This window comes from Cupriavidus sp. GW821-FHT02F09, from assembly GCF_059421605.1.
In genome coordinates, this window is record NZ_JBWKVH010000015.1 from 26,197 (window position 1) to 52,176 (window position 25,980).

21 protein-coding genes are annotated in these 25,980 nt (G+C 65.9%); 20 read left to right on the forward strand and 1 reads right to left on the reverse strand.

Going from position 1 to position 25,980, the window contains the following annotated elements; all coding sequences use genetic code 11:
• Positions 1-295 precede the first annotated feature (295 nt).
• The 18 genes from coq7 (at position 296) to lpxC (ending at position 21,217) form a co-directional block, all read left to right on the forward strand.
• Positions 296-919: a 2-polyprenyl-3-methyl-6-methoxy-1,4-benzoquinone monooxygenase gene (gene coq7, locus AC07XB_RS18335; protein WP_174423057.1), complete on the forward strand. Its 624-nt coding sequence runs from the start codon at positions 296-298 to the stop codon at positions 917-919.
• Between the two features lie 450 nt (positions 920-1,369).
• Positions 1,370-1,798, forward strand: a complete 429-nt coding sequence (gene mraZ / locus AC07XB_RS18340) for a division/cell wall cluster transcriptional repressor MraZ (protein ID WP_150986800.1) — start codon at positions 1,370-1,372, stop codon at positions 1,796-1,798.
• Positions 1,799-1,805: 7 nt separating this feature from the next.
• Complete coding sequence (gene rsmH / locus AC07XB_RS18345; RefSeq protein WP_492829092.1) at positions 1,806-2,819, forward strand: 16S rRNA (cytosine(1402)-N(4))-methyltransferase RsmH; 1,014 nt, start codon at positions 1,806-1,808, stop codon at positions 2,817-2,819.
• A complete protein-coding gene (ftsL, locus tag AC07XB_RS18350) occupies positions 2,816-3,139 on the forward strand; it encodes a cell division protein FtsL (protein WP_043349840.1) in 324 nt (107 codons plus the stop codon). The genes rsmH and ftsL overlap by 4 nt, the downstream gene beginning before the upstream one ends.
• Positions 3,136-4,935, forward strand: a complete 1,800-nt coding sequence (locus AC07XB_RS18355; RefSeq protein WP_492829095.1) for a peptidoglycan D,D-transpeptidase FtsI family protein — start codon at positions 3,136-3,138, stop codon at positions 4,933-4,935. The genes ftsL and AC07XB_RS18355 overlap by 4 nt, the downstream gene beginning before the upstream one ends.
• Positions 4,932-6,479: a UDP-N-acetylmuramoyl-L-alanyl-D-glutamate--2,6-diaminopimelate ligase gene (locus AC07XB_RS18360; protein WP_492374446.1), complete on the forward strand. Its 1,548-nt coding sequence runs from the start codon at positions 4,932-4,934 to the stop codon at positions 6,477-6,479. Before AC07XB_RS18355 ends, AC07XB_RS18360 begins: the two co-directional genes overlap by 4 nt.
• Entirely contained in the window at positions 6,476-7,891 is a 1,416-nt protein-coding gene (locus tag AC07XB_RS18365) for a UDP-N-acetylmuramoyl-tripeptide--D-alanyl-D-alanine ligase (RefSeq protein WP_492829097.1), read from the forward strand. Before AC07XB_RS18360 ends, AC07XB_RS18365 begins: the two co-directional genes overlap by 4 nt.
• Before the next feature lie 80 nt (positions 7,892-7,971).
• Positions 7,972-9,141, forward strand: coding sequence for a phospho-N-acetylmuramoyl-pentapeptide-transferase (gene mraY, locus AC07XB_RS18370; protein WP_017227540.1), 1,170 nt, complete (start codon positions 7,972-7,974; stop codon positions 9,139-9,141).
• Positions 9,142-9,197: 56 nt separating this feature from the next.
• Positions 9,198-10,724, forward strand: coding sequence for a UDP-N-acetylmuramoyl-L-alanine--D-glutamate ligase (gene murD / locus AC07XB_RS18375; protein WP_492374444.1), 1,527 nt, complete (start codon positions 9,198-9,200; stop codon positions 10,722-10,724).
• On the forward strand, positions 10,721-11,962 hold the full coding sequence (ftsW, locus tag AC07XB_RS18380; protein ID WP_006162532.1) for a putative lipid II flippase FtsW: 1,242 nt from the start codon (positions 10,721-10,723) through the stop codon (positions 11,960-11,962). The genes murD and ftsW overlap by 4 nt, the downstream gene beginning before the upstream one ends.
• Positions 11,963-12,071: 109 nt before the next feature.
• Positions 12,072-13,142 carry an undecaprenyldiphospho-muramoylpentapeptide beta-N-acetylglucosaminyltransferase gene (gene murG, locus AC07XB_RS18385; protein WP_492829099.1) on the forward strand — a complete coding sequence of 357 codons (1,071 nt, stop codon included), beginning with the start codon at positions 12,072-12,074 and terminating at the stop codon, positions 13,140-13,142.
• A gap of 12 nt (positions 13,143-13,154) precedes the next feature.
• A complete protein-coding gene (gene murC, locus AC07XB_RS18390; RefSeq protein ID WP_416049745.1) occupies positions 13,155-14,594 on the forward strand; it encodes a UDP-N-acetylmuramate--L-alanine ligase in 1,440 nt (479 codons plus the stop codon).
• Complete coding sequence (locus AC07XB_RS18395; RefSeq protein ID WP_492374443.1) at positions 14,591-15,574, forward strand: D-alanine--D-alanine ligase; 984 nt, start codon at positions 14,591-14,593, stop codon at positions 15,572-15,574. The genes murC and AC07XB_RS18395 overlap by 4 nt, the downstream gene beginning before the upstream one ends.
• Positions 15,575-15,631: 57 nt before the next feature.
• Entirely contained in the window at positions 15,632-16,534 is a 903-nt protein-coding gene (locus tag AC07XB_RS18400) for a cell division protein FtsQ/DivIB (RefSeq protein WP_492374442.1), read from the forward strand.
• Positions 16,531-17,763: a cell division protein FtsA gene (ftsA, locus tag AC07XB_RS18405; protein ID WP_035875601.1), complete on the forward strand. Its 1,233-nt coding sequence runs from the start codon at positions 16,531-16,533 to the stop codon at positions 17,761-17,763. The genes AC07XB_RS18400 and ftsA overlap by 4 nt, the downstream gene beginning before the upstream one ends.
• A gap of 164 nt (positions 17,764-17,927) precedes the next feature.
• Positions 17,928-19,127, forward strand: coding sequence for a cell division protein FtsZ (gene ftsZ, locus AC07XB_RS18410; RefSeq protein WP_006162527.1), 1,200 nt, complete (start codon positions 17,928-17,930; stop codon positions 19,125-19,127).
• 492 nt (positions 19,128-19,619) lie between these two features.
• Positions 19,620-20,126 carry a peroxiredoxin gene (locus tag AC07XB_RS18415; RefSeq protein WP_492374441.1) on the forward strand — a complete coding sequence of 169 codons (507 nt, stop codon included), beginning with the start codon at positions 19,620-19,622 and terminating at the stop codon, positions 20,124-20,126.
• Between the two features lie 173 nt (positions 20,127-20,299).
• Positions 20,300-21,217, forward strand: a complete 918-nt coding sequence (lpxC, locus tag AC07XB_RS18420; RefSeq protein ID WP_150986813.1) for a UDP-3-O-acyl-N-acetylglucosamine deacetylase — start codon at positions 20,300-20,302, stop codon at positions 21,215-21,217.
• Positions 21,218-21,345: 128 nt separating this feature from the next.
• Here lpxC and AC07XB_RS18425 read toward each other — a convergent pair whose 3' ends face one another.
• The gene (locus tag AC07XB_RS18425) at positions 21,346-21,858 is read right to left on the reverse strand and encodes a hypothetical protein (RefSeq protein ID WP_492374440.1); all 513 of its coding nucleotides are present in this window, start codon (positions 21,856-21,858) and stop codon (positions 21,346-21,348) included.
• 94 nt (positions 21,859-21,952) lie between these two features.
• On the opposite strand from AC07XB_RS18425, the gene AC07XB_RS18430 reads away from it, so the two are divergent.
• A complete protein-coding gene (locus AC07XB_RS18430; RefSeq protein WP_492374439.1) occupies positions 21,953-22,888 on the forward strand; it encodes a M23 family metallopeptidase in 936 nt (311 codons plus the stop codon).
• A gap of 270 nt (positions 22,889-23,158) precedes the next feature.
• On the forward strand, positions 23,159-25,942 hold the full coding sequence (gene secA, locus AC07XB_RS18435) for a preprotein translocase subunit SecA (RefSeq protein ID WP_492374438.1): 2,784 nt from the start codon (positions 23,159-23,161) through the stop codon (positions 25,940-25,942).
• Positions 25,943-25,980 lie beyond the last annotated feature (38 nt).

Genomic DNA, 25,980 nt, shown 5'->3' on the forward strand with positions numbered 1-25,980 from the left:
CAGCGGAGAAACCTCCTGAGTCTCCATTTTCCGCTTACCCAACTTCGTCAGAAGCTGCCAACTACTGTAACAAACCGCCTTCGATTCACAATCGGGTTCACTGCCCTTGTCAGCTTTTCACAACTCAGGGTTTTGGAGTATCTGGCCCTTGCCGGCACGGGCCACGCGGGAGAGGCCCGGCAAGTCCGCCACGGTACAATGCGGGAAATCCCGAGGGCGTATTCATCGGTCCATTTCCCCCTTCGCCAGGGCGTGGGACGCGGAACCGCTCCGAGCAACCACCAGCCATGCATCCATGGATACCTTGATTCGCGAATTCGATGTGGCCTTGCGCGCGATCGCAGGCGTCACCCGCGCCAGCCGCGCCAATCCTGCCGAGGCGCTTGCGCCCGATGCGCAGAGCCTCGACGAGACGCAACGCCGCCACGTGGCCGGGCTCATGCGCATCAATCACGTGGGTGAGGTCTGCGCGCAGGCCCTTTACCAGGCCCAGAAGCTGACCGCGCGCACGCCGCAGGTTCGCGCGCAGATGGATGAGGCCGCGCGCGAGGAAGAAGACCATCTCGGCTGGTGCGCCGAACGCCTGCGCGAGCTCGGCTCGCGTCCCAGCCTGCTCAACCCGCTCTGGTACGCGGGCGCGTTTGCCATCGGCTGGGCGGCGGGGCGAGCGGGCGACCGCGTCAGCCTGGGATTCGTCTCCGAGACCGAGTACCAGGTCGAGCAGCACCTGAATGGCCATCTCGAGCAGATCCCCGTTGCCGACGACCGGTCGCGCGCGATCCTGGAGCAGATGCGCGATGACGAGGTGAGGCACGGCGCCGCCGCCCGCGAGGCGGGCGGCATGCCGCTGCCCTCGCCGGTGCGCGCGATGATGCGGGCGGCCTCCAAGGTGATGACCACCGCCGCGTATCGGATCTGAGGGACGGCGACGGAGGCGGGAAGCCCCGCCCCGGCGCCTCGTGCGCCGGTAAGCCAGGTACCCCCCCGCACGCGGGGTAGACGCGAAAACGTTGTATCCTTCCATCGGTCCGGCTCGGCCGTTTTTCCTGCTGCAGGCAGTTCCTTCCTCAGTTGTTCTCAGGTGGTTTCTCTGCTTTCTTCCATAAGATCTTCATTTCATTGGGAATTCACTTTTTCGGTGCGCGAGGTGTGCGCGCTAAGTCATTGTTCTAATTAAAAAAACCCGGATTGTTGCCCCACAACGAGCCTTGACCCGTGAAATCGCTTCCTCTAAAGTGGGAAATAGTGTGAGGAAGTGTGTTTTTGTGTGAAAACGCAGTCTGGCTATGGGATCATCGCCCAACGTCGGATTTAAAGGATTCACGCGCCAGCCGGTGGCAAGCATGCCGGCGCGGACCGGGGAGCTAGCTTGTTTCAGGGCGCATCGGCGCTGTCACTGGATGCCAAGGGCCGGATGTCGATTCCGGCGCGGCACCGTGAAGCGCTACAACAGCAGGCCGAGGGCCGGGTAACGCTGACCAAGCACCCGGACGGCTGCCTGCTGCTGTTTCCGCGCCCTGAATGGGAAAACTTCCGTGGTCGCATAGCGGCTTTGCCGATGGACGCGCACTGGTGGAAGCGCATCTTCCTGGGCAATGCCGCTGATGTCGACATGGACGGCGCGGGCCGGGTGCTGATCGCCCCCGAGCTGCGTAGCGCCGCTTTGCTCGACAAGGAAGTCATGCTGCTCGGTATGGGCAGCCATTTCGAAGTCTGGGATGCCGCAACCTACGCCGCCAAGGAACAGCAGGCGATGGCGCAGGGCATGCCGGAAGCATTAAAGAATTTCTCTTTCTGACGAGGTCATGAGCTCAACCCAAACGCCGGGGACCACCGCCCTGCGCCATCGCACCGTGTTGCTGGACGAGGCTGTCGAAGCCCTGGTCTGGCGGCCCGATGGCGTCTATGTGGACGGCACCTTCGGCAGAGGGGGGCACAGCCGGGCAATTCTGGCCCGGCTGGGCCCGGCCGGGGCACTGGTGGCCTTCGACAAGGATCCGGCAGCAATCGCAGAGGCGGGCACCATCAAGGATGCCCGCTTCTCCATTGAGCACACCAGCTTCGCCGAGATGCCGGCGGCGCTGGCGGGCCGGGGAAAGGTCGCCGGGATATTGCTCGACCTGGGCATCAGCTCACCCCAGATCGACGACGCGGAGCGGGGGTTTTCCTTTCGCTTCGAGGGACCGCTGGACATGCGCATGGACACCACGCGCGGCATGACCGCCGCGCAGTGGCTGGCGCAAGCGGATGAGCAAGACATCGCAAGGGTGATACGGGACTATGGGGAAGAACGGTTTGCTGTACAGATTGCAAAGGCGGTTGTTGCTCGCCGGAGCGAACCCGGCCATGGCGGACCGCTTGCCACTACTGCCGAGCTTGCCGCGCTCGTGGCGAAAGCCGTCAAAACACGCGAGAAGGGTCAGGACCCTGCGACCCGCACCTTTCAGGCTCTACGGATTCACGTCAATCAAGAGCTTGCGGACCTCGAAAGCGGCCTGAGCGCCGCTTACGACTTGTTGCAGGAAGGCGGACGGCTGGTGGTCATCAGTTTTCATTCGCTTGAGGACCGCATCGTCAAGCGGTTCATGCAGGCGCACGCCCGTCCGCAGCAGAATGCCGATCCCGCCATGCGCCGCGCGCCCCTGCGCGCGGACCAGCTGCCGCAGCCCACGCTGAAGCTGCTCGGCCGGGTCAAGCCGGGCGCCGAAGAGGTTGCCGCCAATCCGCGTGCCCGCTCCGCGGTGATGCGCGTGGCCGAGAAGCTGCCGTCCCCGGCGTCCCCTACGTCCGCTTCCACCCAGAAGGCGGGCCGCCCATGAACCGCCTGACTTTCTTCCTGCTGGCTGCCCTGATGCTGTGCGCGCTCTCGCTGGTGAGCGCGCAGCACCAAGCCCGCACCCTGTTCGTCGCCCACGAGCGCGCGCAAGCGGAAGAAAAGCAGCTCGACATCGACTGGTCCCGCTTGCAGTACCAGCAGAGCTCGCTCGGCAAGAGCGCGCGCATCGCGGACGCAGCCCGGACACAGTTGAAGATGACGCCGGTGCTTCCCGGCAGGACCCAATACCTGGCCGGCGTGGTGCTGGACGCGCCGCCCGCCAGCGCGCCCGCGGCTGCAGCACCCGAGGGGAGTAAGCCATGACCATCGCCCGGCCCTCGCAAAACGCCCAGCGCGGCAACCCTTCGCGCCCGCGCACCGGCCAGTTCGCCGCTAGCCCCGTGCTTGGCCTGCGCCTGCCGATGTGGCGCTCGAAGCTGGTGGTGTTCATGATGTTCGCCGCCTTCGTCGCCCTGGCTGGGCGCGCGCTCTGGATCCAGGGCCCGGGCAACCAGTTCTACGAGGCCGAAGGCAAGAAGCGCTTCCAGCGCACGCTCGAGCTGCCCGCAACGCGCGGCAAGATCCTCGACCGCAATGGGCTGGTGCTGGCGACCAGCTTGCCCGTGAAGGCCATCTGGGCGGTCCCGGAGGACGTGCCCGACGAGATCGATGCTGACAAGATCCGCCAGTTGAGCAAGCTGCTCGACATGAGCGACAAGGAGCTGCGCCGCAAATTCACGGAAGACAAGAGCTTCGTCTACCTGAAGCGCCAGGTGCTGCAGGATGTCGCGGACAAGATCGCCGCGCTCAAGATCGAAGGCATTCACCAGACCCGTGAATACAAGCGCTTCTATCCGGAAGGCGAGGCGATGGCGCACATCGTCGGCTTTACCAATGTCGAAGACCGCGGCCAGGAAGGCGTGGAGCTGGCGCGCGAGGGCGTGCTGGCCGGCAAGTCCGGCGCGCGCCAGGTGATCAAGGACCGCCTTGGCCGCGTGGTGGAGGATGTGGGCATCCTCAAGACGCCGCGCGACGGCGAGGACCAGCAGCTCTCCATCGACGCCAAGATCCAGTACCTGGCCTACAACGAGGTCAAGGCCATCGTCGAGCGCAGCAAGGCGAAGGCGGCCAGCGCTGTGGTGCTCGACGCGCAGACCGGTGAGGTGCTGGCGCTGGCCAACTGGCCGACCTACAACCCCAACGACCGCACCCGCCTGTCGGGCGAGCAGCTGCGCAACCGAGTCCTGACCGACACCTTCGAGCCGGGCTCGATGATGAAGCCGATCACGATCGGCCTGGCGCTGCAGCTCAAGCGCGTCACGCCGTCGACGGTATTTGCCACGACCGGCAAGTTCAACTACGAAGGCGCCACCATCAGCGACACCCACAACTACGGGGCGCTGACCGTGGCCGGCATCATCCAGAAGTCCAGCAACATCGGCACGACCAAGATTTCGATGCTGCTCAAACCACAGGAAATGTGGGATATGTATATGAGCGTGGGTCTGGGCCAGGCGCCCAAGATCGGCTTCCCCGGCGCCGTGGCCGGACGGGTGCGCCCGTACAAGAGCTGGCGGCCCATCGAGCAGGCGACCATGTCCTATGGCTACGGCCTGTCGGTGTCGCTGTTCCAGATCGCCCACGCTTACACCATCTTCGCCCATGATGGCGAACTGATCCCGGTCACCATGTTCCGGAACCAGGGCCCGGTCACTGGCGAGCGCGTGCTGTCGCCCGAGGTGGCGCGCCAGGTGCGGGCCATGCTGGAGACGGTGACGGCGCCTGGCGGCACTGCGCCTGAAGCCCAGGTGATGGGCTACCGGGTTGGCGGCAAGACGGGCACGGCGTACAAGCACGTGGGCCGCGGCTACGACCGCAGCAAGTACCGGGCTTCCTTCATCGGCCTGGCGCCGATGTCCAACCCGCGCGTGATCGTGGCCGTGAGCGTGGATGAGCCTACCTCCGGCAGCCACTATGGTGGCGCCGCTGCGGGCCCGGCCTTCTCCGCGATTGCCGGCGGCGCGCTACGCGCGCTCAATGTGCAACCGGATTCGCCGATCCGTCAGTTGGTCGTGAGCGACAAGGTGCAGGAAAGCGAACCGTGGAGCGCGACGCAATGACCCGTACGCTGCTCCCCCTCGAAGTGGCCGCGCAGGCTGGCGATGCCTTGGCCTGGCTGCGCCAGCACGCGCCCGCCGGCGCCAAGCTGACGGGCGACACGCGCCGTCTGGCCCAGGGCGACGTGTTCTTTGCCTATGTGCTGGGCAATGCGCGCCTGTCGACCGATGGGCGCCCCCATATCGCCCAGGCGATCGCCCGCGGCGCCAGCGCCGTGGTCTTTGAGGCCGATGGTTTCGCCTGGCCGCATGGCGAAGGCGTGCCGCATCTTGGCGTGTCGGGCCTGCACCAGTTCGCCGGCCCGATTGCGGCCAGCTGGTATGACAACGCCGCGCGCGATCTCGCCGTGACCGGCATCACCGGCACCAATGGCAAGACGTCGTGTTGCCAGTGGCTGGCGCGCGTGCTGCAGGCCGCGGGCAAGCGCTGCGCCACCATCGGCACGCTTGGCACCGGTTTTCCTGATGCGCTCACGGCGACCGGCTTCACCACGCCCGACGCCGTCCAGCTGCAGGACAGCCTGGCCGCGCTGCATGGCGCCGGCGCGCGCGCGGTCGCCATGGAAGTGTCCTCGCACGGCCTGGAGCAAGGCCGCGTGGCCGGCACGCACTTTGCGGTGGCGGTGCTGACCAACCTGACCCAGGACCATCTCGACTACCACGGCACCATGGCCGAGTACGAGGCGGCCAAGGCCCTGCTGTTCCAATGGCCCGGCCTGCGTGCCGCCGTGATCAACCGCGACGATGCCATGGGGGGGCGCCTGCTGGCCAATCCCGCGCTCGCCGCGCAGGTGATCGAATACGGCATCGATGGCGCGGCCGCCCCTACCCGCAAGACAGGCCAGTGGCTGCGCGCGACCAACGTGCGCGCCACCGCTGCCGGCACGGCCTTCCATGTGGATGGCAGTTTCGGCAGCGCCGATGTCAGCACGCCGATGATCGGCGCTTTCAATGTCAGCAACCTGCTCGCCGTGCTGGGCGCCACGCTGGCCAACGGCATTGCCTGGGCCGCTGCCATCGACGCGCTGCGCACCCTCAAGCCGGTCGACGGCCGCATGGAGTTGTTCGGCGGCAGCCATGGCGGCCAGGACGGGCCGCTGGCAGTGGTCGATTACGCCCACACCCCGGATGCACTGGAAAAGACGCTGGACGCGCTGCGCCCCGTGGCCCAGGCCCGCAAGGGCCGGCTGTGGTGCGTGTTCGGCTGTGGCGGCGACCGCGACCCGATCAAGCGCCCGCTGATGGGCGAAGTGGCCGAGCGGCTTGCCGACGAGGTGGTGCTGACCAGCGACAACCCGCGCAGCGAAGACCCGCAAGACATCCTGAACGCCATTGCCGACGGCATGGCCGACCGCAGCCGCGCGCACCTGATCGAGGACCGCGCAGCTGCCATCCTGTATGCCATCAAGCACGCCACCGTAGCCGATGTGGTGCTGGTGGCCGGCAAGGGGCACGAAGCCACCCAGGAGGTGCAGGGCCGCAAGCGGCCTTTCTCCGACCGCGAGCATGTCCGGCTGACGCTGGGCACGCGTGGGGTGTCAGCATGACGCAATACACCATGACCGATTTGCAGCAAGCCGCCGGCTGGATCGCCGGCGCGCGTCTTTCCGGGCCCGATGGCGCAGCCAGCCGGGCGTTCTCGCGCGTGCTGACTGACAGCCGCACGGTCCAGCCCGGCGACCTGTTTGTCGCGCTCAAGGGCGAGCGCTTCGATGCGCACGATTTCCTGGCCGACGTGGTGGCGCGTGGCGCCGCCGCGGTGCTGGTGGACCGTGAGCCCGACGCCGCGCTTGGCATTTCCGCCATCGTGGTGCCCGATACCCGCCTGGCGCTGGGCCAGCTGGCCGCCGGCTGGCGCCGCCGTTTCAGCCTGCCCGCGGTCGCGGTGACGGGCAGCAACGGCAAGACCACCGTCAAGGAGATGATCGCCGCGATCTTCGCGGCGGCGGTAGGGGAGGGCGCCCGCCTGGCAACGGGCGGCAACCTGAACAACGATATCGGCCTGCCGCTGACCGTGCTGCGGCTGTCCGCCGTGCACCGGCTCGCCGTGCTCGAGCTCGGCATGAACCACCCGGGTGAGACCGTCTACCTGGCCAGCATCGCACAGCCTACCGTGGCGGTGGTGACCAACGCGCAGCGCGAGCACCAGGAGTTCATGGTGAACGTGGAGGCCGTGGCGCATGAACACGCCGCGGCGATTGCGGCGTTGCCCGCAGACGGCGTGGCGGTGTTCCCGCTCGACGCCGAAGGCGGCGGCGCGCATGCCGGCATCTGGCGCCAGGCAGCCGGTGCGCGCCGCGTGCTGTCGTTTGGCCTGGATGCCAGCGCCGATGTCCGCGCCGATGTGGCTCTGGACGACGGCGTGCAAGTGATGCAGGTCAGCGCGCCTGGTGCTGCGTTCGAGGTCCGCCTGTCGGTGCTTGGCACCCACAACGTGCGCAACGCGCTGGCGGCGATCGCCTGCGCGCTGGGCGCGGGCGTCGGCATCGAGGCGATCCAGGCAGGGCTGGCCGGGTTTGCCGCGGTCAAGGGCCGGCTGCAGGTCAAGCATGCCACCGGCGGCACGCTGGTGATCGATGACAGCTACAACGCCAATCCCGATTCGGTACGAGCGGCTATCGACGTGCTGGCCGGGTTTGCCGCGCCGCGTTTGCTGGTGCTGGGCGACATGGGTGAAGTGGGTGACCAGGGGCCGGCCTTTCACACAGAGATCGGCGCCTACGCGAACGCGCGCGGCATCGAGGCGCTGTGGGCAACCGGCGAGGCCATGGTGCACGCCGTGCAGGCATTCGGCGCCACAGCCCGGTATTTCGAGCGGGCCGAGGACCTCGCCCAGGCGTTGGCGCAAGACAAGGACGGTGCCGTGGCGGCAGCAAGCGCGGTACTGGTGAAGGGATCTCGGTTCATGCGGATGGAACGGATGGTCGATGCGCTGGTCGCAAACACTCCCGCGCATTAATCGTCATCAATAGTTATTTACGCAATCAGTCAGATAGCCCGGCGCCGCTGGGTGGTTGTCGAAAGGAATACGGACACACGATGTTATTGGCTCTGGCCCAGTGGCTGCAAAACGACTACAGCTTCCTGCGGGTCTTCAACTACCTGACCTTCCGCGCGGTGATGGCTAACCTCACCGCGCTTTTGATCGGGCTCGGCCTTGGGCCGTGGGTGATCCGCAAGCTGACCGAACTCAAGATCGGCCAGGCGGTGCGCACCATCGGCCCGCAGTCGCACCTGGTCAAGGCCGGCACGCCCACCATGGGCGGCGTGCTGGTGCTGGTGTCGATCGCTATCTCCACGTTGCTGTGGTGCGACTGGGGCAATCGCTTTATCTGGGTCGTGATGCTGGTGACCCTGGGCTACGGCGCGATCGGCTGGGTGGATGACTACCGCAAGGTGGTTTATCGCGATCCGCGCGGCATGTCGAGCCGCGAGAAGTTTTTCTGGCAGACCCTGATCGGCCTGGTGGCCGCGGTCTACCTGGCGTTCTCGGTATCGGAAAGCAGCAATGTGCGGGTGTGGGACCTGTTCCTGGGCTGGGTCGAAGGCGGTTTGTCGCTCGACATGCCTTACAAGTCCAACCTGATCGTGCCTTTCTTCAAGGAAGTGAGCTATCCGCTGGGCGTGGCCGGCTTCATCGTGCTGACCTATCTGGTGATCGTGGGTTCGAGCAATGCGGTGAACCTGACCGATGGGCTGGACGGCCTGGTGATCATGCCGGTGGTGCTGGTCGGCAGCGGGCTGGGCGTGTTTGCTTACGTGATGGGCAGTTCGGTCTACAGCAAGTACTTGCTGTTCCCCCATATTCCCGGGGCCGGCGAATTGCTGATCTTTTGCTCGGCGCTGGCGGGGGCGGGGCTGGCCTTCCTCTGGTTCAACGCGCACCCGGCCCAGGTCTTCATGGGCGACGTTGGCGCGCTGGCACTGGGCGGCGCGCTGGGCACGGTGGCAGTGATCGTGCGCCAGGAGATTGTGCTGTTCGTGATGGGCGGCATCTTCGTGGTGGAAACGTTGTCGGTGATGCTGCAGGTGGGCTGGTTCAAGATCACCAAGCGGCGCTACGGCGAGGGCAGGCGGTTGTTCAAGATGGCGCCGCTGCACCACCACTTTGAATTGTCGGGCTGGAAGGAAACGCAGGTGACGGTGCGCTTCTGGATCATCACCATGTTGCTGGTGCTGATCGGGCTGTCGTCGCTCAAGTTGCGCTGAAACCAGCGCGTATCCGTATCTATTAACGCAGTAACGCAAGAAAGGCGGGAATCGAAGTGTTTGGCGAGTTGCAAAAACCTCATGTGCTGGTGCTGGGCCTCGGCGAATCGGGGCTGGCGATGGCGCGCTGGTGCGGCCTGTATGGTGCCCCCGTGCGCGTTGCCGACACGCGCGAGGCTCCCGCCAACCTGGTCTTCCTGCAGGCCGAGCTGCCCTCGGCCGAGTTTCATGGCGGCGCCCTGGCCGAAGCGCTGCTCGACGGCATCGAACTGGTGACGATCAGCCCTGGCCTGTCGCCGCTGGAGAGCGATACCGCCGCGCTGCTGGCAGTGGCGCGCGAGCGTGGCATTCCAGTATGGGGCGAAATCGAGCTGTTCGCGCGCGCGCTCGCGCATCTGCGGGCAGAGTCGGGCTACGCGCCGAAGCTGCTGGCCATCACCGGCACCAACGGCAAGACCACCACTACCGCGCTGACCGGCCGCCTGGTGGAGCGCGCTGGCAAGAGCGTGGCGGTGGCGGGAAATATCAGTCCGTCGGCGCTGGACAAGCTGGCCGCCTGCATCGCCTCGGCCACGCTGCCCGAGGTCTGGGTGCTGGAACTGTCGAGCTTCCAGCTGGAGACCACGCATACGCTGGCGCCGCACGCGGCCACGGTGCTCAACATCACCCAGGACCATCTTGACTGGCACGGCAGCATGGAAGCCTATGCCGCCGCCAAGGCCCGGATCTTCGGCCCGGTGCCGGCGCCCGGCGAAGCCGGCTGCCTGCAGATCCTGAACCGCAATGACCGGCTCAGCCTGGATATGGCCCGCCCGGCCAGCGCACTGGTGACCTTCGGCACTGATCTGCCCGAATTCCCGGGTTGCTTCGGCGTCCAGCGCGAGGGCGGCATGCCCTGGCTGGTGGTGGCCGAGCCCGATAGCGAAGCCGAAGGCGAGAACAAGCCGCGCCGCCGCAAGGCCGCGGCCGCCGAGAGCGAGCAAGCCGTGCCGGTGCGCCACAAGCGCCTGATGCCTGCCGACGCGCTGCATATCCGTGGCATGCACAACGCTACCAACGCCATGGCCGCGCTGGCGCTGTGCCGCGCCATCGACCTGCCGATGAACGCGTTGCTGCATGGCCTGCGCGAGTACCGCGGCGAGCCGCACCGCGTGGAGTGGGTCGCCACGGTGGATGATGTCGAGTTCTTCGATGACAGCAAGGGCACCAATGTGGGCGCCACCGTCGCCGCGTTGTCCGGCCTGGACAAGCGGGTGGTGCTGATTGCCGGCGGGGAAGGCAAGGGGCAGGATTTCTCGCCGCTGGCCGCGCCGGTGGCGCAGTACGCGCGCGCCGTGGTGCTGATCGGCAAGGATGCCGGCGATCTGCGCCGCGCGCTCCAGGACACTGGCGTCACGCTGGCCGATGCCGCCACGCTGGAGCAGGCGGTCACGCTGGCCGCCAGTGCGGCGCAGGGCGGTGACGCCGTGCTGCTGTCGCCGGCGTGCGCCAGCCTCGACATGTTCCGTAATTATGTGCACCGTGCCGAAGTCTTTCGCGCCGCGGTGGAAGAACTGGCGATGTCCAGGGGGATCGTGCCATGAGCGACGCACAGGTCAAGCGTAGCGGCTTTATCGGGGCCACCATCGGCAACGCCTGGGGCGGCTTGCGCGATGCGGTGTCCGGCGTCAAGCCGACGCGCTCGCGCATGATGGAATACGACCAGCCACTGCTGTGGGTGGCGATCGTGCTGCTCGCGCTTGGCCTGGTGATGGTCTATTCGGCCTCGATCGCGCTGCCTGACTCGCCGCGCTATGCAAACTACCGCGAGAGCCACTTCCTCGCGCGCCACGCGTTTGCGCTGTTCATCGGGCTGTCCATGGGCCTGCTGGCCTTCCAGATCCCGGTCAAGTTCTGGGATAAGTACGCGCCCAAGCTGTTCGTGATCGCGCTGGTGATGCTGATCGTCGTGCTGGTGCCGTTCGTGGGCAAGGGCGTGAATGGCGCGCGGCGCTGGATTCCGCTGGGCATCATGAACTTCCAGCCCTCCGAGTTCATGAAACTGGCGGTGGTGCTGTACACCGCCAACTACACCGTGCGCAAGCAGGAGTGGATGCAGAACGTGGGCAAGGGCTTCCTGCCGATGGGCGTGGCCGTGGTGGTGGTGGGCATGCTGCTGCTGCTGGAGCCCGACATGGGCGCCTTCCTGGTGGTGGCCACCGTCGCCATGGGCATCCTCTTCCTCGGTGGCATCAACGGCAAGCTGTTCGCCGGCCTGGTTGGCGTGGCGGTGGGCGCGTTCGCGCTGCTGATCACGGCGTCGCCCTGGCGGCGCGAGCGGATCTTCGCCTATCTGAACCCGTGGGAAGAAGCCAACGCGCTGGGCAAGGCTTACCAGCTCACCCATTCGCTGATCGCCTTCGGCCGCGGCGAGTGGACCGGGGTGGGGCTGGGCGGCAGCATCGAGAAGCTGCACTACCTGCCCGAGGCGCATACCGACTTCATCCTCGCCGTGATTGGCGAGGAATTCGGCTTTGTGGGTGTGCTGGTGGTGATCGTGCTGTTCTACTGGATGGTGCGCCGCGCCTTCGAGATCGGCCGCACCGCCCTGCAGCTCGACCGCACCTTTGCCGGCCTGGTGGCCAAGGGCATCGGCATCTGGGTTGGCTGGCAGACCTTTATCAATATGGGCGTGAACCTGGGCCTGCTGCCCACCAAGGGGCTGACCTTGCCGCTGGTGAGCTACGGCGGCTCGGGCATCCTGATGAACTGCGTGGCGCTGGCGATCCTGCTGCGTATCGACTATGAGAACCGGGTGATGATGCGCGGAGGGAAGGTATGACCGTAGCGCAGCATCACTTGGTTCCGGCGGAGGCTAACTTCCTGCGTAAGCAGGAAGTTAAGCGCAGCGGCCGTAGCCAGAACCATTCAATGATGCGCGGAGGGAAAGTATGAGCGCACCGCGCACCTTGCTCGTGATGGCTGGCGGCACCGGGGGGCACGTCTTCCCCGGGCTGGCGGTCGCGCGCGCGCTGCGTGAGCAGGGCTGGCGGGTGGTATGGCTGGGCAACCGCACCGGCATGGAAGCCACGCTGGTGCCCAAGTACGACATCCCGATGGAGTTCATCCAGTTTGGCGGCCTGCGCGGCAAGGGCCCGCTGACCAAGCTGATGCTGCCGCTGAACCTGTTGCGCGCCTTCTGGCAAAGCCTGCAGGCGCTGCGCCGGGTGCGGCCCAACGTGGTGCTGGGCATGGGCGGCTATATTACGTTCCCCGCCGGCATGATGGCCTCGCTGCTGGGGCGGCCGCTGGTGCTGCACGAGCAGAACTCGATTGCCGGGCTGGCCAACAAGGTGCTGGCCAAGGTGGCGGACCGGGTGCTGTGCGCCTTCCCGAATGCCCTGCCGGACAGCGAGTGGACCGGCAACCCGGTGCGCGACGAAGTGGCGCGCATGCCGGCGCCCGAGGCGCGCTACGACGGCCGCACCGGCCCGCTGCGGCTGCTGGTGGTGGGCGGCAGCCTGGGCGCGGCGGCGCTCAACGAGGTCGTGCCCAAGGCGCTGGCGCTGCTGCCGCAAGGCGAGCGCCCGCTGGTCAAGCACCAGGCCGGCGCGAAGCAGATCGACACGCTGCGCGCCAACTACCAGGCCGCTGGCGTGGCGGCGGAAGCGTTGCCCTTTATCGACGACATGGCGGCGGCATACGCAGAGGCGGATCTGGTGATCTGCCGCGCGGGCGCAATGACCGTGTCGGAGGTGGCGGCGGCAGGCGTGGCGGCACTGTTCGTGCCGTTCCCGCATGCGGTCGATGACCACCAGACCACCAATGCGGAGTTCCTCTCGACCCAGGATGCCGCCTTGCTGGTCCAACAGAACGAACTGACCGCGAGCGGGCTGGCGCAGACGCTGGCCTCGCTGTCGCGGCCCCGACTCAGAGAGATGGCGCATCAGGCGCGCGGTCTTGCCAAGCCCGAAGCGACCCGGCGCGTGGCGGAGATCTGCAGCCAGATGGCCAGGGATTGAACCAACGGATTCATGAAGCACATCGTCAAGAACATCCATTTCGTAGGCATCGGCGGCGCCGGCATGAGCGGCATCGCCGAGGTCCTATTGAACCTGGGCTACAAGGTCTCAGGGTCCGACGTGGGCAGCAATGCCGCCACGCGGCGCCTCGCGTCGCTCGGCGCGACCGTGATGCACGGGCATGACGCCGCCAACGTCAACGGCGCCAATGCGGTGGTGGTGTCCACCGCCGTGACCAACGACAACCCCGAGGTGCTGGCCGCGCGCGCCAAGCGCATCCCGGTGGTGCCGCGCGCGGTGATGCTGGCCGAGCTGATGCGCCTGAAGCAGGGCGTGGCCATCGCCGGCACGCATGGCAAGACCACCACCACCAGCCTGGTGGCGTCGGTGCTGGCTGAAGGCGGACTCGATCCCACCTTCGTGATCGGCGGCCGGCTCAACTCGGCGGGCGCCAACGCGCGCCTGGGCACGGGCGACTTCATCGTGGCCGAGGCCGACGAGTCGGATGCCTCGTTCCTGAACCTGTTCCCGGTGATCGAGGTCATCACCAACATCGACGCCGACCACATGGACACCTACGGGCATGACTTTGCCCGGCTCAAGCAGGCGTTCGTGGAGTTCACCCAGCGCCTGCCGTTCTATGGCATCGCCGTACTGTGCGTGGACGACCCCAACGTGCGCGAGATCATGCCGTTCGTATCCAAGCCAATCGTGCGCTACGGCTTTGCCGAAGATGCGCAGGTGCGTGCGGTCAATGCCCGCGCCGTCGACGGCCAGATGCATTTCACCGTGCTGCGCCAGTTGAACGGACACGCCGAGGCGCCGCTGGAGGTGGTGCTGAACCTGCCGGGCATGCACAACATCCAGAACGCGCTGGCGGCGATTGCCATCGCGACCGAGCTGGAGGTGCCGGACGCCGCCATCGTCAAGGCGCTGCGCGAGTTCCACGGGGTGGGACGCCGCTTCCAGCGCTATGGCGAAGTGGCCTGCGTCGGCACTATCGAGCCGGGCGAGGCCAAGAGCGCAGGCACCTTCACGCTGGTGGACGACTACGGCCACCATCCGGTCGAGATGGCCGCGACGCTGGCCGCCGCGCGCGGTGCGTTCCCGGGGCGCCGGCTGGTGCTGGCGTTCCAGCCGCACCGCTATACCCGCACGCGCGACTGCTTCGAGGATTTCGTCAAGGTGTTGGGCACCGTGGACGCGCTGCTGCTGGCGGAGGTCTATGCCGCCGGCGAAGCCCCGATTGTGGCCGCCGATGGCCGCGCGCTGACGCGCGCGCTGCGCGTGGCAGGCAAGGTTGAACCCGTTTTTGTGGAGCAGATCGACGAAATGCCGCAGGCTATCCTGAACGCCGTGCGTCCCGGCGATGTGGTGGTGACGATGGGTGCGGGCACGATCGGTACCGTGCCCGGGCAACTGGTTTCTCAGCAAGCCGGGGGGCAGGCATGAGCTTCGTCGCCCATCCCAATATCGATCCCAAGGCGCTGGGCAAGGTCGGCGTGCTGCTTGGCGGCCGCTCGGCCGAGCGCGAGATCTCGCTGCTGTCGGGCAACGGCGTGCTGGCCGCGCTGCGCTCGCGCGGCGTCGATGCCCATGCCTTCGATCCCGGCCTGCAGTCGGTGGCTGAGCTGGCCACGGCTGGCTTTGACCGCGTCTTTATTGCCCTGCATGGCCGCTATGGCGAGGACGGCACCATCCAGGGCCTGCTCGAGCAACTCGGCGTGCCCTATACCGGCAGCGGCGTGCTGGCCTCGGCGCTGGCCATGGACAAGCAGGCCACCAAGCGCTTGTGGACCACGCACGGCCTGCCCACGCCGCGCTTCGCCATGCTGCACGCCGATACCGATTTCGATGCCGTGGTGGCCGACCTGGGCCTGCCCCTGATCGTCAAGCCGGCGCGCGAGGGCTCGTCCATCGGCCTGAGCAAGGTGACCGAAGCCGGCCAGATGCGCGCCGCCTTCGAGAAGGCCGCGGCGCTGGACAACGACGTGATCGCCGAAACCTTTATCGATGGCGCGGAGCTGACCTGCCCGATCGTGGGGGAGGGCGCCACCGCCGAAGCGCTGCCGGTGATCCGCATCGTTGCCCCCGGCGCGAACTACGACTATCAAAACAAGTACTTTACTGACGATACCCAGTATCTGTGCCCGTCGGGCCTGCCGGCCGACGTGGAAGCCGAAGTCCGGCGCCTGGCGGTGCAATCCTTCCGCGTGCTGGGTTGCCGCGGCTGGGCGCGCGCCGACGTGATGCTCAGCGCCGACGACAAGCCTTACCTGCTCGAGATGAATACCTCGCCCGGCATGACCGGCCATTCGCTGGTGCCGATGGCCGCGCGCGCGGTGGGCATCAGCTACGAGGACTTCGTCATGCAGGTGATTGCCGCGGCCACGCTGGACCTGCATCCCAGCGCGGCCTGGAAGCCCGATTGAGCATAGACCGAGCCAACACTGAACCCTGACTGACCGGAACCGGGACAACCCAACGCCATGTGGCACAACACTCGCCTGCTTAACCTGATCGCCTCCACGCTCTACGCGCTGGTGGCGATGATGGCGTTCGCGGCCGGCTTGCTATGGCTGGCGCAGCGGCCGGTGTTTGCCATTACCCACGTCGAGCTGCTGTCGATGGAAGGCGGCACCCTGCGCCATGTCAATGCGCCGAGCGTGCGCGCCAACGCGCTGGGCAAGCTGTCGGGGAGCTTTTTCACGCTCGACCTGAACGAGGCGCGCCAGATCTTCGAGTCGGTGCCCTGGGTGCGCCGTGCCAGCGTGCGGCGCGAATGGCCCAACGGGCTGGCGGTCGAGGTCGAGGAGCACGAAGCGCTCGGTACGTGGGGCAATGCCGACAGTGGCCGCCTGATCAACACTTATGGTGAAGTTTTCGTCGCCAATCCGGCCGAAGCCGAGGAAGATGCCCAGTTGCTCGCACTCGATGGCCCGCCGGACAGCGAGGGCGACGTGGTGGACAAGCTCGAAGTCATGCGCGAGTGGTTCAAGCCGCTGAAGGTGGAGCCGCTGGCGGTCACGCTGTCGTCCCGCTACGCCTGGCGCGCCAAGCTCTCCAACGGCATGGTGGTGGAGCTTGGCCGTGAACAGAACGACGAGGAGCGCGACGCCATGGACCAGCGCGTCAAGCGCTTCGTGGTGGCCTGGCCCCAGGTCACGGAGCAGTGGGGCAAGCAGATCGAGTATGCGGACCTGCGATACCCCAACGGGTTCGCGATTCGCGCGGCTAACGTGCGCTTCCTGACCGATGCCCAGGCAGCGGCGGCGGCCAAGGCGAGAGCAGCCGGTTCCAGCACGAGCACCAGCGCGAACACGAACGCAAGCACCAATCCGAACAACAATCCGACGCGACTCAAGAGTAAGAACGCGGAGAAAAACCGATGAGCAAGGAATACAAGGACCTACTGGTCGGTCTCGATATCGGCACTTCCAAAGTGGCTGCGGTGGTGGCGGAGTTGCGCCCCGACGGCAGCTACGAAGTGATCGGGATGGGCCAGTCAGAGTCCAAGGGTCTGAAGAAAGGGGTCGTGGTCAATATCGAGGCCACCGTGCAGTCCATCCAGCGTGCGCTGGAGGAGGCTGAGCTGATGGCCGACTGCAAGATCTCCGAGGTGTTTACCGGCATCGCCGGCAGCCATATCCGCAGCTTCAATTCTAGCGGCATGGTGGCGATCAAGGACAAGGAGGTCACCCAGACCGATGTGGCCCGGGTGATCGAGACCGCCAAGGCGGTCAATATCCCGACCGACCAGCAGATCCTGCACATCCTCACGCAGGAATTCATCATCGACGGCCAGGAAGACGTGCGCGAGCCGATTGGCATGAGCGGCATCCGCCTGGAAGTGAAGGTGCATATCGTCACCGGCGCGGTCAGCGCGGCGCAGAACATCGTCAAGTGCGTGCGCCGCTGCGGCCTGGAGGTACACGACCTGATCCTGCAGCCGCTGGCTTCCAGCCTGGCGGTGCTGACCGAGGACGAGAAGGAACTCGGCGTGGTGCTGGTCGACATCGGTGGCGGCACCACCGATATCGCCATCTTCAGCGAAGGCGCGATCCGGCATACGGCCGTGATCCCCATCGCCGGCGACCAGATCACCAACGACATCGCCATGGCGCTGCGCACGCCCACGCCCGATGCCGAGGACGTCAAGATCCAGTACGGCATCGCCAAGCAGGCCATCGCCGACCCGGAAGACATGATCGAGGTCCCTGGCGTTGGCGACCGTGGCACGCGTTCGCTTTCGCGCCAGGCGCTGGCGGCCGTGATCGAGCCGCGTATCGAGGAGTTGTACTCGCTGGTGCACCAGGTGGTGCGCGAGTCGGGCTATGAGGAATTGCTGTCGTCGGGGGTCGTGATCACCGGCGGCACCGCGATGATGCCGGGCATGGTGGAACTGGGCGAGGACATCTTCCTCAAGCCGGTTCGGGTCGGCGTGCCGGAATATCGCGGAAATTTGCACGAAGTAGTAAAGAGTCCGCGCTATTCGACCGTAATGGGACTACTGCTCGAAGGCCGCGTGCAGCGCATGCGCGGGCGCAAGGTAGCGGTGCAGAGCGGCTCGGTCAAGCAGGTGTGGACCCGCATGAAGGAATGGTTCGTCGGCAACTTCTGAACGTTGCAGGCGACTGGATTGCACTGGTTTGAATGGCTGGCCTGTCCACCGAATGGCGGGCAGGCCGTTGAACACGCAGTTTTTTGATGGTTTCTTGTTCAGTAACCAAGGGTTGCGGCGGGGAGGCTGCAGCGTTTGGCGGCTGATTCTTCTTGGAGGCAGTGATGGACTTTGACATGATCGAAACGGAATTGCAGGACGGCACCATCATCAAGGTGATCGGCGTGGGCGGCGCGGGCGGTAACGCTGTGCAGCACATGATCAGCCGTGGCGTGCAAGGCGTCGAATTTATCTGCATGAACACCGATGCGCAGGCGCTCAAGCGCTCCAGCGCGTCGCGCGTGCTGCAGCTCGGCAACACCGGCCTGGGGGCCGGTGCCAAGCCGGAGGTCGGCCGCAACTGCGCAGATCAGGCGCGCGAGCAGATTGCCGACTCGCTGCGTGGTGCGCACATGGTCTTCATCACTGCCGGCATGGGCGGCGGGACCGGTACCGGCGCTGCCCCGGTCGTGGCCCAGGTTGCAAAGGAAATGGGCATCCTGACCGTGGGCGTGGTCAGCAAGCCCTTCGAGTTCGAAGGCGCGCGCCGCGCCAAGGTGGCGGAAGCTGGCTCGGGCGAGCTGGAGTCCTGCGTCGATTCGCTGATCGTTGTGCTCAACGAAAAGCTGTTCGAAGTGATGGGCGATGACGCCGAGATGGACAAGTGCTTCCAGTGCGCCGACGACGTGCTGCACAACGCGGTTGCCGGCATTGCCGAGATCATCAATGTCGATGGCCTGGTGAACGTCGACTTCGAAGACGTGAAGACGGTCATGGGCGAGCAGGGCAAAGCCATGATGGGCACGGCCACCGTGTCGGGCGTTGACCGCGCCCGCCTGGCTGCCGAGCAGGCTGTCGCCAGCCCGCTGCTGGAAGGCGTCGACCTGTCGGGCGCACGCGGCGTGCTGGTCAACATCACGGCCAGCCGCTCGCTCAAGCTGTCGGAAACCAAGGAAGTCATGAACACCATCCGCAGCTACGCCGCGGAAGATGCCACCGTGATCTTCGGCACGGTGTACGACGACGCCATGGGCGATGCACTGCGCGTGACGGTGGTGGCGACGGGCCTGGGCCGTTCGGCCAAGAAGCAACAGCCGATGACCCTGCTCAAGACCGGTACCGACAACATGCCGGTGCAGATGATGGGCAACATGACCAGCAATGTGGGCGTAAGCCACAGCAGCGCGCCGGACTACAGCAATCTGGACACGCCGGCGGTATGGCGCAGCTCGCGCGAGTCTGCGTCTGCCCACGTGGCTGCGCTGCAGGAAAAGGGTGTGGATACGTACGACATCCCGGCCTTCCTGCGCAAGCAGGCGGACTGAGTTGGCTCGGCAAGGTGCCGGCGGGGCCGGTTGCCATCAGGCCGCGACCCCGGACCAGCGAAGCACGCAAGCGCTCCCTACGCTCGTGTTCCGCCCGGTGGTTTCGGACTGAGCGGCAACCAGCCCGGCTGCCCTTTCGCTGACGCTCAGGCTGCATCCCGTCGCCGGGACAGGCGTGCCTCCGGCCGCCTCCCCGGACTGGTCTCCCGCCCCTCCCGGCCGGGATGTGCCGTCGTCCGCGCGTCGATCGCAAGATCGGCGCGCGGATTTATTTCAAGAACAGTGTGGCCCGCAGCATGAAAAGCCGCCTTGAAGTGATGTAAGCATCGTGCGCCGCATGGCACGAGCCGCCCGATGCTCCCTGTGCAAGAGCCTGGGTACCGCCTTGTCGGATGATTCCGACGAAGTAACGGGCGGTGAACCGCCTTGGGCGCCCGCGGCGGGCGCACTATGATGCTAAACAGGGTTTTTACCGAGACAGGAAGACACAACATGATCGCTATTGGAGCGCGTGTGCCAGACGCCACGCTGAATGAGTTCTTCGAGGTCGAAACCGGCGGCTGCGCCCTTGGGCCCAATTCCTTCTCGGCGTTGGAACTCGCGCGTGGCCGCAAGATCGTGGTGTTCGGCCTGCCCGGTGCCTTTACGCCGACCTGCTCCGCCAAGCATGTGCCGGGCTTTGTCGCGCAGGCAGACGCGCTGCGCGCAGCCGGCGTGGACGAGATCTGGTGTGTATCGGTCAACGACGCCTTTGTCATGGGCGCCTGGGGCCGCGAGCAGCAGACCGGCGGGCGCGTGCGCATGATGGCCGACGGCAGTGCCGAATGGACCCGCCGGCTGGGCCTGGAGCAAGACCTGACCGCGCGCGGCATGGGCGTGCGCTCCAAGCGCTATGCCATGGTGCTTGACGATGGCGTGGTGTCCCATCTGTGGCTTGAAGCGCCCGGCGAGTTCAAGGTCAGCAGCGCCGAAGCCGTGCTGGCTGCGTTGCGCGCGTAATACGAGAGTGTGTCAGCACACGTCATTAAAATGACGTTTTGCGCACTTATGGTGATTTATTTCCTCTTGCTAACACACCGAAACAAAGTGACGCAGCGCAGCAAACGAAGCAATGGTAAAATCGCTATATTGGAAAGTGTACTTGATAGATTTTAATAATAGCTGAGACTGTCATGCTAAAACAGCGCACCATCAAATCCCTGGTCAAGACCGTTGGCATTGGCTTGCACTCGGGCCGTAAAGTGACGCTGACGCTGCGCCCGGCCCCGGTGGATACCGGCATCGTATTCACCCGCGTCGACCTGCCCGAAGCGGTCGAAATCGTCGCGAGCGCGTCAGCCATTGGCGACACGCGCCTGGCGTCGGTCCTGCAGAAGGACGGCGCGCGCGTGTCGACCGTGGAGCATTTGATGTCCGCCTGCGCGGGCCTTGGCATCGACAACCTGTATGTGGATGTCGACGCCGAAGAAATCCCCATCATGGACGGCAGTGCTGCGTCGTTCGTCTTCCTGCTGCAGTCGGCCGAGATCGAGCAGCAATCGGCGCCCAAGCGTTTCATCCGCGTGAAGAAAGCCGTGGAAGTGCGTGAAGGCGACAAGCTGGCGCGGCTGGAGCCCTTCTTTGGCTTCAAGCTGGCGTTCACCATCGATTTCCGCCATCCCGCAGTGGACAAGACCGGCCAGACCTTCGCCATCGATTTCGCCGACACCAGCTATGTGCGCGAAATCGCCCGCGCCCGCACCTTCGGCTTTGCCCATGAAGTGGAAGCCCTGCGCGAGATGGGCCTGGCGCGCGGCGGCAGCCTGGACAACGCGATCGTGCTCGACGAGCACCGCATGCTGAACAACGAAGAGCTGCGCTACGGCGACGAGTTCGTGCGCCACAAGATCCTGGATGCGATTGGCGACCTGTACGTGGTCGGACATCCGCTGATTGGCGCGTATATCGCCAACAAGTCCGGGCACGGCCTGAACAACCAGCTGTTGCGCGCGTTGCTGGCCGATCAGGAAGCCTACGAGATGGTGACGTTCGAGCGCGTCGAGGATGCGCCGCCAGCTTTCCTGCCGCAGTTGGCGCCGGCGTTCGCGTAGCGCGGGAAGGGAATCCAGGGCCGCTGCACGGTCCTATGTGAAAGCCGGCCACCAGGCCGGCTTTTTTTACATTTGGGCGTCGAACAGGCTTGCGCTTCCGGTATCAGCGCCTGCCGACGCCTTCACCTTCACCGATGGTGGGACAACAGCGTATTCAGCGCGTCGCGCAACGGCGACTCGGGCAGTTCCTGGGCCAGCTGGGTCAGGCTGGACAAGCCGGTCGCCGACATCCGCGCCACCTTGGGCTTCACCACCGGCCCGGTGTCCCAATCGCTCTGCCGCCCGACCTCCGGTTGTACCCTCACCCGGATTGCGGTAATCTGCGATCCCCGCTGTTGCAGCCTGGAAAGTAGTGTAGGAACCACTTGTCGGACTCGTGCCGCTGCGGCCCCATGGGCGGCAAGCAACAGCAAAGTTCGCTCCGACTGGCCTTGCCCGACGCCGCGGGCGTCTTGCTTGACGCCGGCTACAGCGATGCCATCCTGCAGTCCGCGTGGCAGGAGCGATAGCACCTCAGCCTCCAGTACCGCCAGTTCCCGTGCCGTCTGCATCAGGGCCGAGACCGGGCCAGCCTTGTCCAGCCAGTCGTTAAGCGGCTTGGCGGCGGGCGTCTGGAGGGCGTAATGGGTAAACATGCGCATGCGCGCATTCTAGCGTGCCGTTCGCGTCAGTGCGGCGGCTTATGCGTCGCGGCTGCCCGGGCTGCGCCGGCCAGGCATGAGAAGGAGTTGCGCCATGCAGATCATCGTGCTTCACCCACGCCTACCGCGTGTTCGCCATTTCACCCTGTCGCGGGGCAAGGTCTTTGCCGGCATCGCGTTGCTGTGCCTCGTCGTTGCGCTGGTGTCGTCGGCCCTGACCTGGGTTGTGGCCCGCTCGGGCATCGCGGCGCCGGCCCGGGCACCGGGCGACGACGCTTACCTGCGGGCCAACCTCAATGTGCTCGCGACCCGCGTGGGCGAGATCCAGGCCCGGATGGTGCGGCTGGACGCGCTTGGCGAGCGGGTCTCGGGGCTTGCCGGCATCGCACCCAAGGAATTCAACTTCCAGCGGCCGCCCGGGCGTGGCGGCCTGGCCGCATCCGCGCAGTCGCGCACCTCGAGCCTGCCGGAGCTGCAGCTTGCGCTGGCACGCCTGTCGGACCAGGCTGAGCAGCACGCGGACTATTTTGACGCGGTGGCGAGCACCCTGCTGGACCGCCAGAGCGAGAGCCGCCGTGTCCCGCGCGTGCTGCCGGTGGCGAGCGGCTACGATGCATCCGGCTTTGGCTGGCGCTTCGACCCCTTCACCGGGCGCCGCACCCCACACGATGGCGTGGATTTTTCGGCACCCACGGGTACCCCGATCGTGGCGGCGGCCGGCGGCGTGGTGGTCGCGGCGGAATGGCATCCAGAATATGGCAACCTGATCGACATCGACCACGGCAACGGCCTCAAGACCCGCTATGCGCACGCGTCCAGGCTGCAGGTGAAGGCCGGCGACCTCGTCAAGCCTGGCCAGCAGATCGCCCTGGTGGGCTCCACCGGGCGCTCCACCGGCGCGCACCTGCATTTCGAGGTGCACGTGGACGGTGTGCCGCAAAACCCGAATCGCTTCCTGGCCGTCGCCAAGCCTGCGCCAGCCCAGGTCGCCCAGGCGCCGGACCCCACGGATCGCAATCTCATCCGTTGAAGAACCGGGGCGTCGCCCCGATGTCGGAAGGATTGGATGCGCGGGTTGTGTCCGGGCCGTCAAGTGGCGGGGGACGCGCGGTGTGGTTTGCACAGCGTTTCACCTGCCGCTTGGTTCCGGTCGTGACCCGCGCGCATGATAAACTCGGCGTTTTGCGCCAATCTTCCTATTTCCTCGCGCGGTCCGCCCTGGGCAGCCGGCCAAGCCGGCGGCTAGGCCGCCCTAGTGCGTACCACGGCGGCGTACCACTCGCGTAGGTGAAAGCAATCGATGATCACGGGCCTTCTCAAGAAAGTCTTCGGCAGCCGTAATGAACGGCTGATCAAACAATATGGCAGGACCGTCGCGCAGATCAATGCGCTGGAACCGAAGTTCGAGGCACTTTCGGATGACGACCTGCGTGGCATGACCGAGATTTTCCGGCAGCGCCACGCCGCCGGAGAGTCGCTCGAGGCGTTGCTGCCCGAGGCCTTCGCGGTGTGCCGCGAGGCCAGCAAGCGGATCATGAAGATGCGCCACTTTGACGTCCAGCTGATCGGCGGCATGGTGCTCAATGACAACAAGATCGCTGAAATGCGCACCGGCGAGGGCAAGACCCTTACCGCGACGCTGCCGGTGTATCTCAATGCCATTACCGGCCGCGGTGTGCACGTTGTCACGGTCAACGACTACCTGGCCCAGCGTGACGCCGAGTGGATGGGGCGCCTGTACAACTTCCTCGGCCTGTCGGTCGGCGTGAACCTGTCGCAGATGCCGCACGACCAGAAGGCCGCTGCCTATGCGTCCGACATCACGTACGGCACCAACAACGAGTTCGGCTTCGACTACCTGCGCGACAACATGGTCTACGACCCTGGCCAGCGCGTGCAACGTCCGCTGAACTACGCCATCGTCGACGAGGTGGACTCGATCCTGATCGACGAAGCGCGCACGCCGCTGATCATCTCGGGCCAGGCGGAGAACCAGACCGACCTGTACCAGCGCATGAACGGCGTGCCCAAGCTGCTGGTGCGCCAGATCGGCGAGGAAAAGGCCGACGGCACCGGCGTCGAGAAGCCGGGCGACTACTTCGTCGACGAAAAGGGCCACCAGGTCTACCTGACCGAGGCGGGCCACGAGAAGGCAGAAGAGATACTGATGCAGCAAGGCCTGATCGGCGAGGGCGAATCGCTCTACGCGCCGCAGAACATCACGCTGATGCATCACCTCTACGCCGCGCTGCGCGCGCAGAGCTTGTTCCATCGCGACCAGCACTATGTGGTGCAGAACGACGAAGTCGTCATCGTCGACGAGTTCACCGGCCGCCTGATGACCGGGCGACGCTGGTCCGACGGCCTGCACCAGGCTGTGGAAGCCAAGGAAGGCGTGACGATCCAGCAGGAAAACCAGACGCTGGCGACGATCACCTTCCAGAACTACTTCCGCATGTACGAGAAGCTGTCCGGCATGACCGGCACGGCCGATACGGAAGCCTACGAATTCCAGGAGATCTACGGCCTGGAAGTGGTGGTCATCCCCACCAACCGTGGCGCCCAGCGCAAGGACTTCCAGGACCAGATCTACAAGACCTCGAACGAACGCTACGACGCCGTGGTGCGCGATATCCGCGACTGCTACGAGCGCGGCCAGCCCGTGCTGGTGGGCACCACCTCGATCGAGACCTCGGAATACCTGTCTGGCCTGCTCGACAAGGCCAAGCTGCCGCACCAGGTGCTTAACGCCAAGCAGCACGAGCGCGAGGCCGAGATCGTGGCGCAGGCGGGCCGCCCCAAGATGATCACCATCGCCACCAACATGGCGGGCCGTGGTACCGACATCGTGCTGGGCGGCAACGTGGAGAAGCAGGCTGGCTTCATCGAAGCCGACGAAAGCCTCGCCGACGCCGACAAGGCCGCGCGCATCGCCCATCTGGAAGGCGAGTGGCAGTCGCTGCACGAGCAGGTCAAGGCCGCTGGCGGCCTGCATATCGTGGGCACCGAGCGCCATGAGTCGCGCCGTATCGACAACCAGCTGCGCGGCCGTGCCGGCCGCCAGGGCGATCCGGGCTCGTCCCGCTTTTACCTGTCGCTGGACGACCAGTTGCTGCGCATCTTCGCCGGCGACCGCGTGCGCGCCATCATGGAACGCCTGAAGATGCCGGAAGGCGAGCCGATCGAAGCGGGCATCGTCACGCGCTCGATCGAATCCGCCCAGCGCAAGGTGGAAGGCCGCAACTTCGATATCCGCAAGCAACTGCTGCAGTACGACGACGTGGCCAACGACCAGCGCAAGGAAATCTACAAGCTGCGCAACGAAGTGCTCGAGTCGCAAGACGTGGGCGAGATGGTGAAGAACCTGCGCCAGAGCGTGCTGGTCGAGATGTTCCGCGACCACGTGCCGGCCGACACCATGGAAGAGCAGTGGGACATCAAGGGCCTGGAGACCAAGCTGCGCGAGGAATGGTCCCTGGACGTGCCGCTGGCCGCGACCATCGAGGCCGCCCAGAGCATCGAGGACGAAGTGCTGCTGGACAAGATCATGCACGCGGCCGACGAGCGCTACGACGCCAAGGTCAAGCAGGTTGGCCGCGAATCGTTTGCTGGCTTCGAGCGCTCGGTGATGCTGCAAAGCATCGACACGCACTGGCGTGAGCACCTGGCCGCGCTGGATCACCTGCGCCAGGGCATCCACCTGCGCGGCTATGCGCAGAAGGATCCCAAGCAGGAGTACAAGCGCGAGTCGTTCGAGCTGTTCGCCCGCCTGCTGGACGTGATCAAGGTGGAAGTCACCCGCGTGATCTTCAACGTGCAGATCCAGTCGCCGGAAGAGCTCGAGCAAGCCTCGGAGCAGATCGAAGAAGGCCTGTCGCACCTCGCCAACGTGCAGTACAAGCACGAGGAGTTCGACGAGGCCACGCAGGGCGCGGAGAGCGTGGGCAGCAGCGCGCCCGAGCGTGCTGGCATTGCCTACGCCGCCGCGGCGGAAGCCGCGGGCATGGCCAAGGTGGGGCGCAACGATCCCTGCCCATGCGGCTCCGGCAAGAAGTTCAAGCAGTGCCACGGCAAGCTCAGCTAAGCCGCGCACCGTGAAGTCAGCAAACATGCCCGCGCAAG

Excerpts from the sequence above, each read along its gene's own strand:
- coq7 (WP_174423057.1), top strand. The coding sequence starts at position 296 with ATGGATACCTTGATTCGCGAATTCGATGTGGCCTTGCGCGCGATCGCA.
- rsmH (WP_492829092.1), top strand. The coding sequence starts at position 1,806 with ATGAGCTCAACCCAAACGCCGGGGACCACCGCCCTGCGCCATCGCACC.
- ftsL (WP_043349840.1), top strand. The coding sequence starts at position 2,816 with ATGAACCGCCTGACTTTCTTCCTGCTGGCTGCCCTGATGCTGTGCGCG.
- AC07XB_RS18355 (WP_492829095.1), top strand. The coding sequence starts at position 3,136 with ATGACCATCGCCCGGCCCTCGCAAAACGCCCAGCGCGGCAACCCTTCG.
- AC07XB_RS18360 (WP_492374446.1), top strand. The coding sequence starts at position 4,932 with ATGACCCGTACGCTGCTCCCCCTCGAAGTGGCCGCGCAGGCTGGCGAT.
- AC07XB_RS18365 (WP_492829097.1), top strand. The coding sequence starts at position 6,476 with ATGACGCAATACACCATGACCGATTTGCAGCAAGCCGCCGGCTGGATC.
- mraY (WP_017227540.1), top strand. The coding sequence starts at position 7,972 with ATGTTATTGGCTCTGGCCCAGTGGCTGCAAAACGACTACAGCTTCCTG.
- ftsW (WP_006162532.1), top strand. The coding sequence starts at position 10,721 with ATGAGCGACGCACAGGTCAAGCGTAGCGGCTTTATCGGGGCCACCATC.
- murG (WP_492829099.1), top strand. The coding sequence starts at position 12,072 with ATGAGCGCACCGCGCACCTTGCTCGTGATGGCTGGCGGCACCGGGGGG.
- murC (WP_416049745.1), top strand. The coding sequence starts at position 13,155 with ATGAAGCACATCGTCAAGAACATCCATTTCGTAGGCATCGGCGGCGCC.
- AC07XB_RS18395 (WP_492374443.1), top strand. The coding sequence starts at position 14,591 with ATGAGCTTCGTCGCCCATCCCAATATCGATCCCAAGGCGCTGGGCAAG.
- AC07XB_RS18400 (WP_492374442.1), top strand. The coding sequence starts at position 15,632 with ATGTGGCACAACACTCGCCTGCTTAACCTGATCGCCTCCACGCTCTAC.
- ftsA (WP_035875601.1), top strand. The coding sequence starts at position 16,531 with ATGAGCAAGGAATACAAGGACCTACTGGTCGGTCTCGATATCGGCACT.
- ftsZ (WP_006162527.1), top strand. The coding sequence starts at position 17,928 with ATGGACTTTGACATGATCGAAACGGAATTGCAGGACGGCACCATCATC.
- AC07XB_RS18415 (WP_492374441.1), top strand. The coding sequence starts at position 19,620 with ATGATCGCTATTGGAGCGCGTGTGCCAGACGCCACGCTGAATGAGTTC.
- lpxC (WP_150986813.1), top strand. The coding sequence starts at position 20,300 with ATGCTAAAACAGCGCACCATCAAATCCCTGGTCAAGACCGTTGGCATT.
- AC07XB_RS18425 (WP_492374440.1), bottom strand. The coding sequence starts at position 21,858 with ATGCGCATGTTTACCCATTACGCCCTCCAGACGCCCGCCGCCAAGCCG.
- AC07XB_RS18430 (WP_492374439.1), top strand. The coding sequence starts at position 21,953 with ATGCAGATCATCGTGCTTCACCCACGCCTACCGCGTGTTCGCCATTTC.
- secA (WP_492374438.1), top strand. The coding sequence starts at position 23,159 with ATGATCACGGGCCTTCTCAAGAAAGTCTTCGGCAGCCGTAATGAACGG.